At 45.5% G+C, this 16,421-nt stretch carries 16 protein-coding genes and 1 pseudogene; 10 read left to right on the top strand and 7 right to left on the bottom strand.

Features of this window, described 5'->3' with window-relative positions; genetic code table 11:
* A pseudogene (locus ACWP87_RS05460) lies at nt 1-217 on the top strand (YhgE/Pip family protein); the annotation flags it as partial.
* Between the two features lie 257 nt (nt 218-474).
* Complete coding sequence (locus ACWP87_RS05455) at nt 475-1,419, top strand: cation diffusion facilitator family transporter (protein ID WP_014569951.1); 945 nt, start codon at nt 475-477, stop codon at nt 1,417-1,419.
* 112 nt (nt 1,420-1,531) lie between these two features.
* On the opposite strand, the gene asnB is transcribed toward ACWP87_RS05455, so the two are convergent.
* The 4 genes from asnB to ACWP87_RS05435 form a co-directional block, all read right to left on the bottom strand.
* Nucleotides 1,532-3,436, bottom strand: coding sequence for an asparagine synthase (glutamine-hydrolyzing) (gene asnB / locus ACWP87_RS05450; RefSeq protein ID WP_014569952.1), 1,905 nt, complete (start codon nt 3,434-3,436; stop codon nt 1,532-1,534).
* Between the two features lie 397 nt (nt 3,437-3,833).
* The gene (locus ACWP87_RS05445; protein ID WP_129336021.1) at nt 3,834-4,085 is read right to left on the bottom strand and encodes a hypothetical protein; all 252 of its coding nucleotides are present in this window, start codon (nt 4,083-4,085) and stop codon (nt 3,834-3,836) included.
* 197 nt (nt 4,086-4,282) lie between these two features.
* Nucleotides 4,283-4,990 (bottom strand): type 1 glutamine amidotransferase family protein, encoded by a 708-nt coding sequence (locus ACWP87_RS05440; protein WP_014569954.1) that lies wholly within the window; start codon nt 4,988-4,990, stop codon nt 4,283-4,285.
* 310 nt (nt 4,991-5,300) lie between these two features.
* On the bottom strand, nt 5,301-5,741 hold the full coding sequence (locus ACWP87_RS05435) for an AraC family transcriptional regulator (RefSeq protein ID WP_014569955.1): 441 nt from the start codon (nt 5,739-5,741) through the stop codon (nt 5,301-5,303).
* Between the two features lie 248 nt (nt 5,742-5,989).
* Between ACWP87_RS05435 and ACWP87_RS05430 the strand changes: the two genes are divergently transcribed.
* A complete protein-coding gene (locus ACWP87_RS05430) occupies nt 5,990-6,151 on the top strand; it encodes a putative holin-like toxin (RefSeq protein ID WP_014569956.1) in 162 nt (53 codons plus the stop codon).
* 508 nt (nt 6,152-6,659) lie between these two features.
* On the opposite strand, the gene ACWP87_RS05425 is transcribed toward ACWP87_RS05430, so the two are convergent.
* Nucleotides 6,660-7,724 (bottom strand): metallophosphoesterase family protein, encoded by a 1,065-nt coding sequence (locus tag ACWP87_RS05425; protein WP_014569957.1) that lies wholly within the window; start codon nt 7,722-7,724, stop codon nt 6,660-6,662.
* A 36-nt stretch (nt 7,725-7,760) separates the two neighbouring features.
* Nucleotides 7,761-8,675: a 1,4-dihydroxy-2-naphthoate polyprenyltransferase gene (locus tag ACWP87_RS05420; protein ID WP_014569958.1), complete on the bottom strand. Its 915-nt coding sequence runs from the start codon at nt 8,673-8,675 to the stop codon at nt 7,761-7,763.
* Nucleotides 8,676-8,750: 75 nt separating this feature from the next.
* Between ACWP87_RS05420 and ACWP87_RS05415 the strand changes: the two genes are divergently transcribed.
* The 7 genes from ACWP87_RS05415 (at nt 8,751) to ACWP87_RS05385 (ending at nt 15,492) form a co-directional block, all read left to right on the top strand.
* Nucleotides 8,751-9,719 (top strand): polyprenyl synthetase family protein, encoded by a 969-nt coding sequence (locus ACWP87_RS05415; RefSeq protein ID WP_015765026.1) that lies wholly within the window; start codon nt 8,751-8,753, stop codon nt 9,717-9,719.
* Between the two features lie 221 nt (nt 9,720-9,940).
* The gene (locus tag ACWP87_RS05410) at nt 9,941-11,146 is read left to right on the top strand and encodes an acetate kinase (protein ID WP_005692564.1); all 1,206 of its coding nucleotides are present in this window, start codon (nt 9,941-9,943) and stop codon (nt 11,144-11,146) included.
* 277 nt (nt 11,147-11,423) lie between these two features.
* Entirely contained in the window at nt 11,424-12,311 is an 888-nt protein-coding gene (locus ACWP87_RS05405; protein ID WP_014569961.1) for an ABC transporter ATP-binding protein, read from the top strand.
* A 2-nt stretch (nt 12,312-12,313) separates the two neighbouring features.
* On the top strand, nt 12,314-13,585 hold the full coding sequence (locus ACWP87_RS05400) for an ABC transporter permease (protein WP_014569962.1): 1,272 nt from the start codon (nt 12,314-12,316) through the stop codon (nt 13,583-13,585).
* 18 nt (nt 13,586-13,603) lie between these two features.
* A complete protein-coding gene (locus ACWP87_RS05395; protein ID WP_005713168.1) occupies nt 13,604-13,999 on the top strand; it encodes a GntR family transcriptional regulator in 396 nt (131 codons plus the stop codon).
* Nucleotides 13,989-14,855 (top strand): ABC transporter ATP-binding protein, encoded by an 867-nt coding sequence (locus ACWP87_RS05390; RefSeq protein ID WP_014569963.1) that lies wholly within the window; start codon nt 13,989-13,991, stop codon nt 14,853-14,855. The genes ACWP87_RS05395 and ACWP87_RS05390 overlap by 11 nt, the downstream gene beginning before the upstream one ends.
* Nucleotides 14,848-15,492 carry an ABC-2 transporter permease gene (locus ACWP87_RS05385; protein ID WP_014569964.1) on the top strand — a complete coding sequence of 215 codons (645 nt, stop codon included), beginning with the start codon at nt 14,848-14,850 and terminating at the stop codon, nt 15,490-15,492. Before ACWP87_RS05390 ends, ACWP87_RS05385 begins: the two co-directional genes overlap by 8 nt.
* A gap of 65 nt (nt 15,493-15,557) precedes the next feature.
* On the opposite strand, the gene ACWP87_RS05380 is transcribed toward ACWP87_RS05385, so the two are convergent.
* On the bottom strand, nt 15,558-16,343 hold the full coding sequence (locus tag ACWP87_RS05380) for an SDR family oxidoreductase (protein ID WP_014569965.1): 786 nt from the start codon (nt 16,341-16,343) through the stop codon (nt 15,558-15,560).
* Between the last annotated feature and the right edge of the window lie 78 nt (nt 16,344-16,421).

Raw genomic sequence — 16,421 nt, 5'->3', positions numbered from 1 at the left:
TTTAGTCAATGGCTTTGCAAAAGCGATTAATGAATGGCTGCCGATGACCTATCTCATTGACGCTTTAAGAAGCTTAATTGCAACACATCAAGCGATTGGCACCGACATGGCGATCATGATCGGCTTAATCGGACTATTTAATCTTCTTATGCTCTTCCGTTTTCAGATCGGCTTGCATCAAAGCTTCATCGAAATTGATGCTACTGAAGATGCTTAACGCGCTCCCCGGCGCAAAAGCCTGCGTGTAAGGACCTCGAACGCAATGGCCAAAACCGGGCCATCACGCCCAAGGCCACTTACACTCCGGTCTCTAACCGCGCTGGCTCGCGCTTACGATAAACGCGTTCGCCAGCCCAGAAATCTGCGTGTAAGGACCTTGGGCGCAATGGCCAAAGCCCGGCCATCACGCCCAAGGCCACTTACACTCCGATTTCTAACCGGGCTGGCTCACGCTCACTAAAGAAGGTGTTTGCGATGTTAAAAAGCAACAATTCGCTCAGTATCTCAGCCTTAATTGAACAACACGGTCATGAGAAGATTCGTCAGGCCCGGCGTATGCTGGTTATGAATCTCATCGTCTACACTGTGATTGCCGCCATTGAGCTATGGTTCGGCGCGAAGGATCATGCCGTTGCGTTAACCGCCGATGGTCAAAATAATTTGACTGGCATTGTCACCGTCTCTGCTTTGATTGTCGGACTATCGTTTGCCACCCGCCCTTCTGATACATTTCATCTTGAAGGTCACTGGCAATTTGAGAATCTTGCCGTTTTTCTAGCCGGCTTGGGTATGTTTCTTATCGGCCTGATCACCATCTGGGAAGGTCTGGGCGCAACTTTGGCCTTACTATCCGGACACGCCGCTGCGCCACTCAAAGGCCAAGCCGCTATCATGGCTGCCATTTCAGCGGTGTCAATGCTAATCCTTTGTTGGTTCAACCACCTCATTGGCCAACATACACAAAGTAGTTCACTCGCGGCATCGGCCAAAGATTTTCTCGGCGATGCCTTGACTTCAACTGGCACCATGATCGCCATTCTCGGTGCTTCCTATTGGCACATCCACTGGATTGATCCACTGGCAGCTGTTTTGATCGGGCTATTCTTGATCTGGAACGGCAGCCGAATTCTCAGCACCAGCGCCGAAAAGCTCTCCAACGGGTTCAATCCTGCCCTCCGCACCCAACTTGTGGACAAGCTGCAAACTGTTAGTGGGATACTCGCGGTCAGCTTCGTTGATGGTCGGTATGCTGGCAGCAATATTATTGTCGAAGCCGAAATCGTGCTCCCAGCCGGTGATAGCCTCGCCAAATCCTACCGCATCTGCAAAAGTGCCGAGCAAGTCCTCCAAAGTGACTTTCCAGTGCTGTACTGTTGCATTCAGGTCAAACCCAACTTACCCAAAAATATGTCTAGATGATGAGCTCCCACCACACTTGCCAGCGCAGAGAACTGACTAACACTTAAAAAGCACAAGCCACAGACAGAATGAGTTCTGGCTGCAGCTTGTGCTTGTTTAGGTTCAAAATCGACTAGGCTTCGAGCTTTTCTTTGTTTGAATCCGCCACATAATGCGGAATCTCATCATCAATGAAATAAACCTTATACCAAACTAAGAAGGTATAAATCGTCCAAACTTTGCGGCGATCATTGCGCTCTTTGCGGTAAGTCTTATCGAGAATATCCAAAATTGCGTCTTGATCAAAGAACTCTTTAACCCAGTCTTGCTCAAATGTTTCGCGAACCTTTTTATAAAAAGGTTCATCTTCAAGCCACTGTTTGACCGGAACCGGGAAGCCGAGTTTTTCGCGACTCGCCCATTCTTCTGGCAAGTGACGGTTGGCAGCTTCACGCAAGGCGTACTTAGAATTGTGCGAGTTGATCAGATATTTGGTTGGAATACCAGCCGCCACTTTGGCAACTTCCTTATCCAAAAACGGTACCCGCAGTTCCATAGAGTTGGCCATTGACAGCTTGTCGGCCTTCAGCAAAATATCCTTAGGCATGAACTGGTGAATATCAAGGTACTGCATCTTCTTGACTTCATCATCGTAATGGCGCACCTTTTTGTACGATTCCGTTACGATATCACGAACGCTCTTACTCTGGCGGAAGTCCGGCTGCAAGATCTCATCGGCCTGGCCTTCATGGAAAACTAAGGCCTCACCAATGAAGAACTCTTCCGCCGGGGCCGTGGATTCATACAGATGCAGCCGTCCGTGGAAGTTCGGCATCTTCTTCAACCCATGGGCAATGCGGTACTTCACGCCGCGCGGTAACTTACGCAAACCGTCCGCGAAGACCCGAATCGCATGGCTGCGGGTATGAAAGCCATAGTTGGCATACCCGGCAAAAAGTTCGTCCGCCCCTTCACCAGACAAAATAACCGTCACATCTTTGTGAGCCAGTCTTGTCAGGAAGTATAACGGCACGCAGGAAGGATTGGAATCCGGCTCGTCCAAATGATATTGAATCAATGGGAAGTTATCCAATGCCTCTTTTTCCGTCACGATATCACTAGTGTTATCTAAGCCCAATTTGTCACTGAGTTCTTTCGCAGCGACCCCTTCATGATACTTCTTGTTGTCAAAACCGATGGAGAAAGTGTGCTCTGGCCGCAACAGCGCGGTAATATATGACGAATCCACCCCTGAAGAAAGCAAGGAGCCGACTTCAACATCGGAAATCCGGTGGGCATCAACTGATTCGGACACACTCTTGTCAATGGCAGCAACCGTATCTTCAAAACTCAGATTGTTCGCCTTGAAGTCCATATCCCAGTACTTCTTAATCGTGAGTTCATTATCCTTCAACGTGAAGTAATGACCTTCCGGAATGCGATAAACGCCTTTGAAGAAAGTTTCGTCCAACGCAGAGTACTGGAAGGTCAAATACGGTTTGAGCGCTTCTTTGTTCAGTTGCTTCTTAAACTTAGGATGTTTCAAAAAGGCCTTGATTTCACTACCGACGATGAACGTGTCGCCATCGTGGTAGTAATACATCGGCTTAATTCCAAAGAAGTCGCGCGCACCAAACATTTCTTTCTTGTTGTCATCCCAAATCAGGAAAGCAAACATGCCGCGAATCTTTTTCAACAGTTCTTCAATGCCATACTCTTCGTAACCATGAAGCAGCACCTCGGTGTCGGAATGGGTCTTAAACACATGTCCGGCAGCAATCAAATCTTTGCGAATGCTCTGAAAATTATAGATTTCCCCATTAAAGATAATCGCAACAGTACCGTCTTCGTTCAGAATCGGCTGCGAACCACCCTTTAAGTCAATGATCGACAACCGACGAAATCCAAGCGCAACATCATCATTGATATATTCGCCACTCGAATTCGGCCCCCGGTGTTTGATCATATCCATCATGTTATTAATAACTGGTTTCTTGTTCAAAATTGTCTTGTCCGCAAACGCGATGATTCCGCACATACAGTTAACCCCTTTTCGCGTGAATGACGATCATTACTTGTTTCAGTATAAAGATTTGACAACGCAAGTCAATCAAAGAGCGTGAGCCAGCCCGGTTAGAAACCGGAGCATAAGTGTCCTTGAGCGTGATGGCCCGGGCTTGGCCATTGCGCTCAAGGTCCTTATGTGCAGGTTTCTGGGCTGGCGAACGCGTTTCAGAGCAGAGCGTGAACAGGAGCGCTTAGAAATCGGAGTGTAAGTGGCCTCAGCCGCAATGGCCGGGCTTTGGCCATTGCGGCTGAGGTCCTTACACGCAGATTTCTGCGACTGTGAACGCGTTTCAGAGCAAAGCGACTACACCCTCAAAGTCGGCACCATCACCTTTTTTATGTGGCCTCCAAATAAGCACACGACACGGTTAACGCCATTTAATTATCAATATTGATTTTCTTTTACCCAACACGCTAGGATAAGTATCACCATGATTTGAAACTAAGATGGAATATGAAAATTCACCATTGACTAGCAAGATAGAGATAAAGAGCCTGTTATTAGGATCAATCACAGGCAATTTTTCATGGATAGTTTGATTGCCTCTTTTTAAAGCATTCTTAAATGGAGTAGATATTTGACTTGGAACGTCTATCAGATAGTTAGAATAGTTTGCCATGCTGCCAGATTCAAATTGATTAAGAATGTTTTTTAGACGGTTTCCAATGGAATCTTGTTTACAAGTATCACCGTAATATATATTCAAAAGCAATTTTCAAAAACGCTAATTTAAAATTTAATACATTGTAGTTGTATCTAAAATTAATCTTTAGTCAACTTTCTTCAACTTCCGTATTTTTAATTTTTTTCAAGGCTTTATCTATAAGCTTCTGTGGAACATGCTGCCTCCTTACCTTTTTTAATTATCTGAGCTGTTTCTTTTTTAGAATTCGCCATAACTGAAAAGCCATTATCCTTTTCAGTTACTTTAGGAATATATTTAGGACCTGGATCTTTGTCTAATATTATGGTGTTACCATTCGAATCTTTTCCAAGTCTTAACACTTGTGGCATATTCCACTTGCACCCTTCTAACTCTAGAATCTCTCTTTTTATTTCAATTGTTGCACCAAGAGCACCATCATAGTCTGCACAAACTGTATTCGTAGTAAAACTATTAATGCCAATAGCTTCAGGAATAACATGTTCTAAGCTAGATTTTTTCCCCACCCAAAATATACACGTAATTTTCAAGGTTAATCCCCCTAAACAAGATAAGCGATATAGTTTAATCAACAAAATCGATTGCCATACTTTTTTGCAAAATTGATAAAACCCAAATTCGCATAAATAAATATTCTTGTCTATTTGCTCACTATTTTTAAACTTAATCATTTTCAAAACTTGCTTTGTAAATTCTAGCGGCGCAGCACCATTAGCAGTAACTAAATTATGATCGCGTACTGTTTTTTCTTGAAAGAAGTCTGATTTGTTTTGATACTGGTCAAAGTCTTTCCACAGATATTGTGCGTTACCAGTATGTTTGAAGTTAGTAAGTAATCCATTTTTAGCGAGATAGTCCACGGCACTACAGATCGCACCCACGAACTTGTTATTCGTTAGCTAATCTTGGATTAGCTGTTTTAGTACACTGTTTTTAATTTGCTATGAATTTCCACCAATCAATATTAATAGCTCACAATTAGCCGGTATTTTCCGATTTATAGTCTACTGTGGTTCTAAAACCACCAATTGAAACTACCTCTTGCTTAATGGAAGCAGTTTTAACTTCCTGACTAGGGGCTTGATTTAATGTACTTGAAAGGTAAGCGTCTCCCAATCAGCATAGTCATTCAACATCACAAAAACTGCTTGTTTCATAATAATGGAGTCTCTATTCTATTGGGATTAGTATCTCACAGAATCCCAAACTGACTAATTTCTGTTTATATCGTTCAATAATTGGCTTATTAAGCACCTTAAGTTGTTTTTCGCAGATAATCTGGTTCAACTTTTTATAAAATTCATTAATTGCTATTTCGGTATGAGGTATTTTAAAAATAGCGTACTTTATGGAAGGTAAAGGCCTTTGCTTAATACGGTTATTCTTCAAATGTTCCTTATTAATAATTAAACAAACATCATATCTACAATTCGCATCAGGAACATTCTGCGGATTATCTAAAGCTATACCTAGAATAGTTGATCCTTCGAATAGACCTTCTGCCTTAACCCATTGTTTAAAGGAATGCATTAATTTTCCATTTTCACTACCATAAGGGCCCATTCGTCTAAAATAGGCAACGTTTGTTTCTTTCATATATTCAATATGCACTTTTCTGTACTCCATTTTTTTACTTGGACGTCCTGTGTCATTAGCATAACCCCAGTTAAAATGAAATACACTACTGATTTAAAAATATGTTTCTAAAACAATTGTATTCCCTGTACAATGGATCAAGTAGAGAAGTGAAAGCGGTGGCTATTTCCGATCGGAAGTGGTGCTTATGGCGTTAACCTTCAAAGCCCGTAATTCCTAACGAAAGGAGTAGCCTAAGTGTCCGTTGCGGACGCTTACAATTAGTGCTGGCTTTCGATACGTTTATCGTAGCCTTGATCGCATTAATTGTTGAGCTGATCAAAAGTCAGCAAAAAATGGTCAATCCTACCACCACCAAAAACGGCAAAAAAATAGAGACCCAAGTTCCTACAGTCGAACTTGGATCTCCTAAGTTAAGGATTTGACCGATGCAGTCATGTTGTTACATTGACTGGTACTAATTGTAAAACCCTCTTCAATAAACCTAATACTGCGACACCTCTACAAAAATCTTATTCACTTGTACGGAACGACGAGTGTTGAAATGATGTTGCCAGATAACTTGGCGTTGTTTGGTGGTTCTATGACACACCCGATTGAACATCTATGGGAAGCTCATTGTCCCGTTTGGATTACTGAGTCTTGTTATTAGCCTCATACCTCCATGTGTGTTCATCTTTAGATCTCATGGAACATGAATCTGACGATAGGTGGCGCAGATACTTACTGCACCAACGCTCTATTCGTTTTACTCGTGCTTTGCGACACACACTTTCGAGCCAGTTCGTTTGCTTGTTACTGAACGAAGGATCGTGATTCTTGGTTCCTGCATCGACCTTGATGTTCTTCCTTAACTTCAAATAAAGTGTATCATGTAAGCGCTATCTTGGCAAGCCCTATGACCTGCTTTTTTACAAAAAAATTTTTAAACCGTCAAAAAGCAAACCGGCGAACCCGGCTTGCTGCGCCATAGCCATAGAGACTTAAACGCCGACGATCAATGTCAACACTGACAACATATCCGGCATATTCGCTAGGAGTACCAAAATGTCGATCAAACCGGCGATTAAATTTAGTCGTCAATCCGTGATGGCGACCCATCAGTGCACTGGTATTTTGTAGGCTGTAATGAATACCATTCACCTGATAGTCCGCTTCCAAGTGGTAGTGTCCGGCGAGATACGCAATGATCCGACCCGTGTTTTGGGTGAAATCAAACCTTAACTGTCCGCCAAATTCAGGCGTTTTACCTGTATTCAACACCCCACTGGCATGCAAATTAAATGCACGCAACAACTCATGGACGGCCCGACCGTTAAACTTTAAGGCTGGTTGGCCTTTTTGATTCATCGCCGGCGCGTGACTCATGATTAACACATCACGGTTCAACGCGCCTTTTAACGCTAAAGCAAAGTCGCGTAACTGCGCAAACGAAACCGCTAAAGTCTTCTTGACATCGTAAACTTTATGTCCGGCATGTAACGGTACATCAGCCGTATTTAAAACGATCACGCGTAATCCCGGATAGTCCCGCACCAATAAGCCTTCACGCGAAACCGCAACATCAGGCTGCGCGGCATCTGTCGCAAATATCAGCTGACGATTAACATCCGGCAAGAAGCTGCCTTTGTGACCGGGCCGCTTTTCGGCGAATTTATCATTGTCATCGTGATTGCCTTTAGTAACCAGAAATGGCACCGCACCTCGCCGATAATCAGCCATGATATTGCGCAAGCGCATTTTGGTTAGCCATGGCAATTCCGAGCCATCAACCATGTCGCCAAGATGAACCCGCAAGTCAAGTGGCATCCGGGTGCTCAACCACTGCTGCTCACGGACATGCCAAAATCCAGTCGGGCCATAATAAGTCGACGAGAATTTGGCTTTGTCATGAGTATCGGTAATCAAGGCGAAATTCAAGGCTGAAGGCGACAATAATGGTGTCACCGCATCAATAAAATGACCCAAATCTTTTTTAACAAAAGGACGAATTGTCATGGCCTGCTTAACCTCCTCACACGTACGCTTTACCGCTTAGAAATTGAGCCACACCCCAAGCGCCAAAAAGACTACCTGCGCTAAAGTGGTGACGAATAGATTTTTGATGGCGTTCGGAAACGTCAGCTTTTTAACCGGATTAGCAGCAAATCCACGCGCATTTTTGACGACCAGCGGCACGGTGATCAATGTCAGCAGCGTCAATTTTGGCAACAGGCCGAGTAATACCGAAATAATCAGCATCAAGAAGCCTGCCGTATACAAACTATAAAAGAAAACAATACTGCGCTGACGTCCGAGATAATGGACAATTGTGCGCCGTTTAAGCGTCTCATCTTCATCCTGATCAGCAATGTTGTTGGCCAGTAACAACGCCGAAATCGCGCATTGTGCCAACCCACTTGCCAGATAAACCGACGCAATTAATGACCACGAAAAGTCAACCACGTTAAAGACGTTGACATAAACCGCGATCAGAAAAATGACAAACCCCATCGTAAATCCCGAGAAGAATTCCCCATACGGTGTGGCGGAAATCGGCCGCGGACCACCTGCATAGCCATAGCCCACCGCAAAGCTAAACAGTCCCATCACCAACAATGGCCATCCGGTACGGCTTACCATCCACAAGCCAAGCACTGCGCTGGTGACCATCATTACCACCACCATCCAGCCAATCATGCTTGGATTCAGATGATTGACGCCAATGATATTGGTCTTTTCGCGAAAATGTAGGGCTTCTGTCTTTTCCGAACGGCGATAATCTTGATAGTTGTCATTCGCATCAACCGCCATGTTAAACAAAAGCATGGCAACAAAGAAAACCAACAATTCCGGAATATGTAACGTATGATAATGGTACCAGGCAAACAACGTCCCCAACAAAAAGGGGAAAACCGATGCTGTTTTCGCCTTAATCTCAACTAATTCAAGAAATACAGATATTGACATAACAACCTCCAACAATTGACTTTTAAGAATCAGGTACAGTAGAGTAAATATGTCTTTAGGAAAGAGAGAAAATGCATGATTCATCCCCTGTGGCACCGATTCCCCATGGTCTATCACCAACTCGAACAGATTCAGCAGCGGCTGGAACAGGTCGCTACTTTACGCGAACCACAAGTGCATACGTTGATTCAGCAACAAATCAATGCAGGCGGCAAGATGTTACGAAGCGGGCTTATGCTTATGCTAGCGCGTTTTGGCGAACCTGACAACGCTGAGCTTGTGACGGCTGGTGCTGCGATTGAAGCACTACACCTAGCCACACTGGTTCACGATGATGTGCTGGATCATGCCGATATTCGTCGCGGCATGACCACGGTTTCTGCCGAGTCCGGAAATCGTGAAGCCATCTATGCCGGTGATTTCCTGTTTGCCATCTATTTTCAATTGCTTAGCGAACAGGATCCCGAAACCGTTGATTTAAGAACCAACGCCCGCATCATGAAGCGCATCTTTATGGGTGAAGTGGATCAAAACGGCCCCAGCGCACCGCTCATTCCAACCGTCAATGCTTATTTAAGTGCCATCAGCGGTAAAACAGCCGCTTTGTTTGCGCTGGCAACTTATACAGGCGCAACGATTGGTCACCTTTCTGCCGCCCAGAAAAAGGCCGCTTACCGATTTGGCCGGCAGCTCGGAATGGCCTTTCAAATGATTGATGATTTACTTGATTATACCCAAACTGCCAAAACATTGAATAAACCGGCGCTTGAGGATTTAAATAATGGCATTGTCACCTTGCCGCTCATCTACGCCTATCAAACTGTGCCTGACCAGTTGAAGCCTTTAACGAAAACAGCCGAACAAATCGCTGCCAATGCTGATGAAATCGCTGCGATTGTTCGTAAACACGGTCTTCCACAGGCACATCAGCTTGCGTTTACCTATACACACCGAGCAATTACAGCTTTGAACCCACTGCCTTCATCGCCTACCAAAGCAGCCTTGACCAAGCTCACGCAGCAGCTCTTGCAGCGAACGCATTAACTAATTTGTGATTTCTTTAGCGATCCCAGCTTCAATTTTGGTTGCCTGTCAGTGCAAAAATTGTTAAAGAATCGCCGCCAACATTGCATATTTCAAGAAATCATGCCAAAATAATAATTCATTTAATTTTTAAAAATTAACAATTAGCACAATGTTTCACAAACATTGTGCTTTTTAAGTGGTATGATACAGATATAGCAATAGTGAAAGAGTGATCAAACATGGTAAAAATCCTCTCTATCAATGCCGGCAGCTCCTCACTTAAATGGAAGTTGTTTGACATGCCCAGCGAAAGACAAGTAGCAGAAGGCGCAACTGATATCCTGCGTCAGTCGACGGTTAAAATCAAGTATGGTACTGATCAGGTTTATGAAAGTACCACTCCGATTCGCAATTATCGGGAAGCTGTTAGTAATTTGCTCAGTCACTTGCAATCTTTAGGTCTGGTGAACCGCCTCGATGAAATTACCGGCATCGGTCATCGCGTTGTTGCAGGTGGAGAACTATTTTCCGCACCTATCGTCATTGACAATCGGGTGTTGGCCCAAATTCGGGCGTTGCGGGATTACGCGCCACTGCACAATCCCGTCGAAGCCGATTGCATCGATATTTTCCGTAAGATGATGCCGTGGGCGCTTGAAGTGGCGGTTTTTGATACTGCCTTTCATCAGACTATGAAACCGGTCAATTATCTTTACAGCATTCCTTATGAATATTACCAAAAATACGGCGTTCGTAAATATGGCGCACATGGCACCAGCGTTCGGTATGTCAGTGCTCACGCAGCCAAAATGCTAGGCAAACCGCTTGAATCCATGCGTATGATTGTCATGCATCTTGGCGCCGGCTCCAGCATCACGGCGATCCAAAATGGTAAATCCGTGGATACGTCAATGGGGTTCACCCCTGTATCCGGCGTGACAATGGGAACCCGCGCCGGTGATGTGGATGTTTCATTGATTGCCTACCTCATGAAAAAGTTAGACATAACCGATGTTGATCAAATGATTGACATTTTAAACACCGAATCCGGATTGCGTGGGATCTCCGGCATTAGCCACGATGTTCGTGATCTTGAAGCCGCCGCCCCGACACATCCGCGCGCAAAACTAGCGCTGGATATTTTCGTCAACCGAATTATCAAATATATCGGTGCTTACGCGGCCTTAATGAATGGCGTTGACGTGCTTGTCTTCACAGCCGGCATCGGCGAGCACAGTAGCAATATTCGTGCCCGCATCATGCAATCGCTTGGCTATCTGGGCGCCCGGATTGATCCTGAGCGTAATTTACAGATTCACGATAACGCCGGCGATATTACGGCAGCGGATGCACGCGTCAAGACCCTCGTTATCCCGACAAACGAGGAATTAATGATTGTCCGGGATGTTATGTCATTAAGCCAAGTTGCCCAACAAGCGGAATGAATCCGATTTTGATCTTCAACCTGCCTTAACAATTGAATCACTGCTTTTTGAATGCGCCAGAAGTCATTACAGCAAATGCTGCCTGACTTCTGGCGTTTTTGGGTTCAAAAAAGTTGCCTTATATTCACACAAATGATAGCCGCTCAACCCCCGTAAATCGCCGCAGCTGACAAATCGTCATCAAATTTCCAAAATGCTGCTTGCAATTCCAATAGTCGCTGTTTATACTGTGCATATATTACATATACAGTATAAACACACAAAGGAGATGTTCGCTATGCTCAACGTCACCAACCTTACCAAGCGTTTTGGAAATACCACCGCCGTTCACGATGTTTCTTTTGCGGTTCGACCCGGAGAAATTCTCGGACTTATCGGTCAAAATGGTGCCGGAAAGACCACGACCTTCCGCATGTTACTGAACTTGCTGCAACCGGATCAAGGCACGGTTACTTGGAACCAGCAACCATTGGCCAAACTGAGCCGCGAGACAATCGGGTATTTACCTGAAGAACGCGGTTTGTATCCTAAAATGACCATCGCGGATCAAATTTGTTTCTTCGCTGAACTTCACGGCATGAAACGTCCAGCGGTCATGGCAGTCCTTGATCAATGGCTTGACCAATTTCAAGTCAAAGGCAAGCCCACCGACCTCGTCAAAGATCTGTCAAAAGGTAATCAGCAAAAAGTTCAACTGATTGCCGCGATGATTCATACACCCCAATTTATTATTTTGGATGAACCCTTTTCCGGTCTGGATCCGGTTAATGCCCATCTGCTAGAAGTCGGGATTCGCCGGTTGCGTGATCAAGGCAGCGCAATTATCTATTCGAGCCACGACATGCGCAACGTTGAAGCCATTTCCGATCGGTTGGTCATGCTAAAAAACGGTGCCGTTGTCTTATCCGGCAAGCTTGACGAAATTCGCGAACAGTTTGGTCAAACCCGACTCTATGTTCAATCCCCCTTAACCCAACAGGAGCTACAGGCTTTCCCCGGCGTGATCACGGTGACGCCACGTTCTCGCGGCTTCTTAGTCAAACTGACCGATCCGCAAGTTGGCCATGATATTTTCGCCGCTGCCACACACCAAGGCTACATTCCCGAGTTTAGTCAACAAGCACCATCCTTAGACGAAATCTTCCGCATGAAAGTAGAGGCCTAATCATGGAAAAAATGGATGTCATTTTTCGCCAAGTCTTCATCAAAAACCTTAAAAGTAAAACCTGGTTGTGGATTGTCCTGGGTCCGTTAGTATTAGCAGCTATCTTTGGCGCGGTTTTCTGGTTGATGAATCAAACCAATCAAACAACCCGAATCGGCGTGGTTTCGGACAGCCCGGCATTGGTTCAAACGTTTAAAAGCAGCAGCGACAACGATCAGCGCTATACGCATTACGCCACCACGGCTGCAGCTAAACGAGCATTGGCGGCCGAAAAACTTGATGCAGTTTTGACAGTCACCGGTCAGCCGACTCAACAGGCAAGTCTCATTCAGCGAACAAATGGACAAAGCATCAACCGCACCCAACTGCAAGGCGTGCTGGCTCAAGCCCACACCAAAAAAGTTGCCAGTCAACTACAGCTATCGACCACCCAACTGCAGCAACTTTTTGCGACTCCCGCCTTGGCCACTACCAGTGTCAAAGTAGATGATGGCAAGCTTGTCACCCGCTCTGCCAAATCCCAAGCGTCCGGATCGGTTGCTGGTTTCATCGTCGGTATTTTGATTTACACCTTTGTCATCAGTTATGCTTCAATGATGGCGCAGGAAATTGGTACGGAAAAAGGATCACGGATAGAAGAATCGATTTTAACTGCGATTACGCCGCAAGCTCAGTTCTTTGGCAAACTGCTTGGCATTCTGGCGTTGATGGCAACACAAATCATTATTTATGCTGTCGTCGGATTAGCCAGTCTCGTCGCCTTACGCCAGCTACCGCAAAATCCCCTGTCAACGCTTATCAGCCATCTTGACCTGAGTAGTGTGAGTCCAAACATGATTCTGTTTAGTATTGCGTTCTTCTTTGTCGGCACCTTGACCTATACCGTTTTGGCCGCCTTAACTGGTTCGTTGGTTGCGAATCAGGAACAGATCGGCCAGGCTACCACACCGATTGTGATGCTGGGAATGGTTGGCTACTTTGGCGCTATCATTGTTGCCAATGGCGCCTCGCCTATTCTTAATATCGCCAGTTATGTGCCATTTTTATCAACCATGATGATGCCCGTACGACTGGGAGCAGGCCAAGTCAGTGCTGCGGCCGGCTGGTCAGCATTCGGCATTAATGTGATCTTTTTAATCGCGTTCACCTGGCTAACGGTCAAGCTTTATCAGACGAATGTGTTAAGCTATTCTGATGGCGGGATTTTCAAAGCGTTCAAGCGTTCGTTACAATTACAACGTACCGCCCGCAAGCGTCATCCGGTCAAATCATGACACGAAATGAGGTTAACCATGCGGATCGTCATCTCAAATCAATCGGGCAAACCGATTTATGAACAAATCGAAGACCAGGTTAAAACCGCGATCCTCGCCGGCCAGTTAAAGGCGAATGAACAATTGCCATCTATCCGCAGTCTTGCTAAAGATTTACGTATCAGCGTGATCACAACGACCCGCGCCTATCACGAACTTGAAGCAGCCGGATTCATTACCAACGTTCAGGGTAAAGGCGCCTATGTTCTGGGCCAAGATAGCGCTTTGGTCCGGGAAAACGCACTGCGCGACATTGAAGCGTCCCTGAATCAAGCAATCGACACGGCTAAAATGGCCAAAATCACCCCCGCCGAGTTGCACACTATGTTAGATACATTACTGCAAGCAGAAGGAGAAGCCGATCATGACAACTGATTTACTCACAGTTTCGCACCTCAACAAACACTATGAGGATTTTCACTTGGCTGACGTCAGTTTTCACCTGCCTGCCGGTTATATTATGGGTTTCATCGGTCCAAATGGCGCAGGTAAAACAACAACGATCAAAGCGATTCTCGACATGCTTCAACCTGACAGTGGTGCCATCAATTTACTGGGCCAAACCACCGTTGCAGCTCGAAAACAGGTTCGGGATCAGCTTGGTGTTGTTCTGGATGGGATGGTTTATCCAGACTCATGGCAATCAACCGCGGTGAATCGGTTTGTCGGTCCTTTTTTCCCTAGTTGGGATGCGGTTTATTTTAAACAGTTATGTCACGATTTTGCGATTCCTGAAAAAACCAAATATCGTGATTTATCAATGGGTACCAAAATCAAGCTGCAACTGGCCGCGGCTTTAGCCCATCATCCGCAGCTCTTAATCTTAGATGAACCCACGTCTGGCTTGGATCCGATTGCCCGTGACGAACTCATTGCCATTTTGCAGGATTTTATCAGCGACGATCAACATAGCGTTTTGATTTCAACCCACAGTATTATCGAATTGGCTAAAGTGGCCGATTATGTCACTTACTTGCTAGCAGGGAAAGTAACCTTCACTGGGCCATTAAGTGACCTGCTTGATCGGTATATTATGATTAAAGGTGGCCCAAATGAGTTAACCCCGGGCATTCAAGCAACGATTATCGGATTGCAACAAAGCCGCGTCGGATTCTCCGGTATTTGGCCTGCCGATCAAGCCGATCAACTGCCTGACAGTATTGTTCAGGAAACAGTTGATTTGGAAACCTTGATGATTGCTTTTGGCAAGGGGAGGCGTGCACATGCGTGATTTGGTCAAACTTGTTGGCTTGGACCTGGCTGTATTTCATACTAATAGTAAGAAGTATTTTTGGTTTGGTACTTTGATCAGTATCGTTTTGTTGCTTCTCCCTTTCTTGAACGGTGACTTAGCAACCCCGCTTGCAGGCGGCATTACGGGTCTTAGCATTGGCTTATTGATGATGCCTTTTGTCGGTGTTGATCGCCAAGGAATGGAGAATCTTTACACCATGTTACCGGTCCGCCGTACTACCATTGTCGCCGGCCATTATCTGTTCGGTTTGATGACAGTGGGCTTAATTGACGCGTGCAGCATGCTTATCATTGGTCTGGGTTGGATGGCTCGCGTTAATCCCATCCGTGATTCACAAGCTTTCGGGTGGATGCTTTGTTTTGGTACTGCGCTCATGCTCTTTCAAATTATCTTATCGTTTCCACTCATGATTGGCTTGGGGTTTAAGCGCGCGCCTCTTGCTGCTTATTTTCCACTTGCCATTCTCTTAATTGCCATCTTTCTTGAAAGAAGCTTCCAAGTAGACTTAGATGCCCTCAAGCCTTGGTTCGGAGTAATTGTGGCAATCTTTATTTCAGCTTTCATCTTCTCTTGGTGGTTGAGCACCATGCTGTATAAAAAACGCGAATTCTAACCCGTAAACAAAAAGACGCCATTTCATAATCGAGATGGCGACTTTTTGTATCTTCTCAACATTGATCAGCCCTGTCCGTCTTTAAACGCAGGATATAATGTCATCCCTCCGTCAATAAATAGGGTCGTGCCGGTGACGTAACTTGACTCTGTCGATGCCAGCCAGGCTGCTCCGGCGGCAACATCTTCCGGTTTACCCAGCCGTCCTTGGGGAATCATGGCGACGGTTTGGTCATACTGCGCCTTATCAGCAAACTTTTCCGCATTAATCGGCGTCTCAATGGCACCGGGGCCGATAGCGTTGACTCGAATTCTGCGGTTAGCGTATTCCATCGCAATCGTCTCCGTGAAAAGTTTAACTGCCCCTTTAGCTGCAGTATAGCTGGCAAACGTTGGCCAGGGAATCTGTTCATGAACCGATGTGATGTTAATAATATTACCTGGCTGGTGATGGTCGAGAAAATAATTCAAAGCAGCACGGGCGCCTAAAAAGACCCCGGTTTGATTAATCGCAATGACTTTATTCCAGTCATCCAGAGACACTTCATGCGTCGGTGCTTTTATTTCCATACCTGCATTATTGACCCAGACATCAAGGCGGCCAAATTCGGACTCGGCTGTTTTAACCAAACTCGCTATCCCCGCTTCTGTCGAAACATCCGCATGAATACTGACTGCCTGACCGCCATTTTTGATCACTGTATCGGCTGTTTTTCGCGCGCCTTCGTGATCACCTAAATAATTAATCACAACGGCCATATGCTCTTTGCCAAACCGTTCTGCAATGCCCGCGCCAATGCCTTTGGAGCCACCGGTCACGACTGCAACCTTACCATTCAGATCTCGATACATATCCGTCTTCCTTTCATCAATTCAGGAATTCAGCTTGCTGGATTCACACTTCACACAACCGCTTTGCTCTAGCCTTAC

It is taken from the genome of Lacticaseibacillus sp. 22 (assembly GCF_055413445.1).
This window is presented reverse-complemented; position numbering and strand designations above follow the sequence as displayed.

What these genes read in the sequence shown, in the direction of transcription:
- ACWP87_RS05455 (WP_014569951.1), top strand. Translation starts at nt 475, where the DNA reads ATGTTAAAAAGCAACAATTCGCTCAGTATCTCAGCCTTAATTGAACAA.
- asnB (WP_014569952.1), bottom strand. Translation starts at nt 3,436, where the DNA reads ATGTGCGGAATCATCGCGTTTGCGGACAAGACAATTTTGAACAAGAAA.
- ACWP87_RS05445 (WP_129336021.1), bottom strand. Translation starts at nt 4,085, where the DNA reads ATGGCAAACTATTCTAACTATCTGATAGACGTTCCAAGTCAAATATCT.
- ACWP87_RS05425 (WP_014569957.1), bottom strand. Translation starts at nt 7,724, where the DNA reads ATGACAATTCGTCCTTTTGTTAAAAAAGATTTGGGTCATTTTATTGAT.
- ACWP87_RS05420 (WP_014569958.1), bottom strand. Translation starts at nt 8,675, where the DNA reads ATGTCAATATCTGTATTTCTTGAATTAGTTGAGATTAAGGCGAAAACA.
- ACWP87_RS05415 (WP_015765026.1), top strand. Translation starts at nt 8,751, where the DNA reads ATGATTCATCCCCTGTGGCACCGATTCCCCATGGTCTATCACCAACTC.
- ACWP87_RS05410 (WP_005692564.1), top strand. Translation starts at nt 9,941, where the DNA reads ATGGTAAAAATCCTCTCTATCAATGCCGGCAGCTCCTCACTTAAATGG.
- ACWP87_RS05405 (WP_014569961.1), top strand. Translation starts at nt 11,424, where the DNA reads ATGCTCAACGTCACCAACCTTACCAAGCGTTTTGGAAATACCACCGCC.
- ACWP87_RS05400 (WP_014569962.1), top strand. Translation starts at nt 12,314, where the DNA reads ATGGAAAAAATGGATGTCATTTTTCGCCAAGTCTTCATCAAAAACCTT.
- ACWP87_RS05395 (WP_005713168.1), top strand. Translation starts at nt 13,604, where the DNA reads ATGCGGATCGTCATCTCAAATCAATCGGGCAAACCGATTTATGAACAA.
- ACWP87_RS05390 (WP_014569963.1), top strand. Translation starts at nt 13,989, where the DNA reads ATGACAACTGATTTACTCACAGTTTCGCACCTCAACAAACACTATGAG.
- ACWP87_RS05385 (WP_014569964.1), top strand. Translation starts at nt 14,848, where the DNA reads ATGCGTGATTTGGTCAAACTTGTTGGCTTGGACCTGGCTGTATTTCAT.
- ACWP87_RS05380 (WP_014569965.1), bottom strand. Translation starts at nt 16,343, where the DNA reads ATGTATCGAGATCTGAATGGTAAGGTTGCAGTCGTGACCGGTGGCTCC.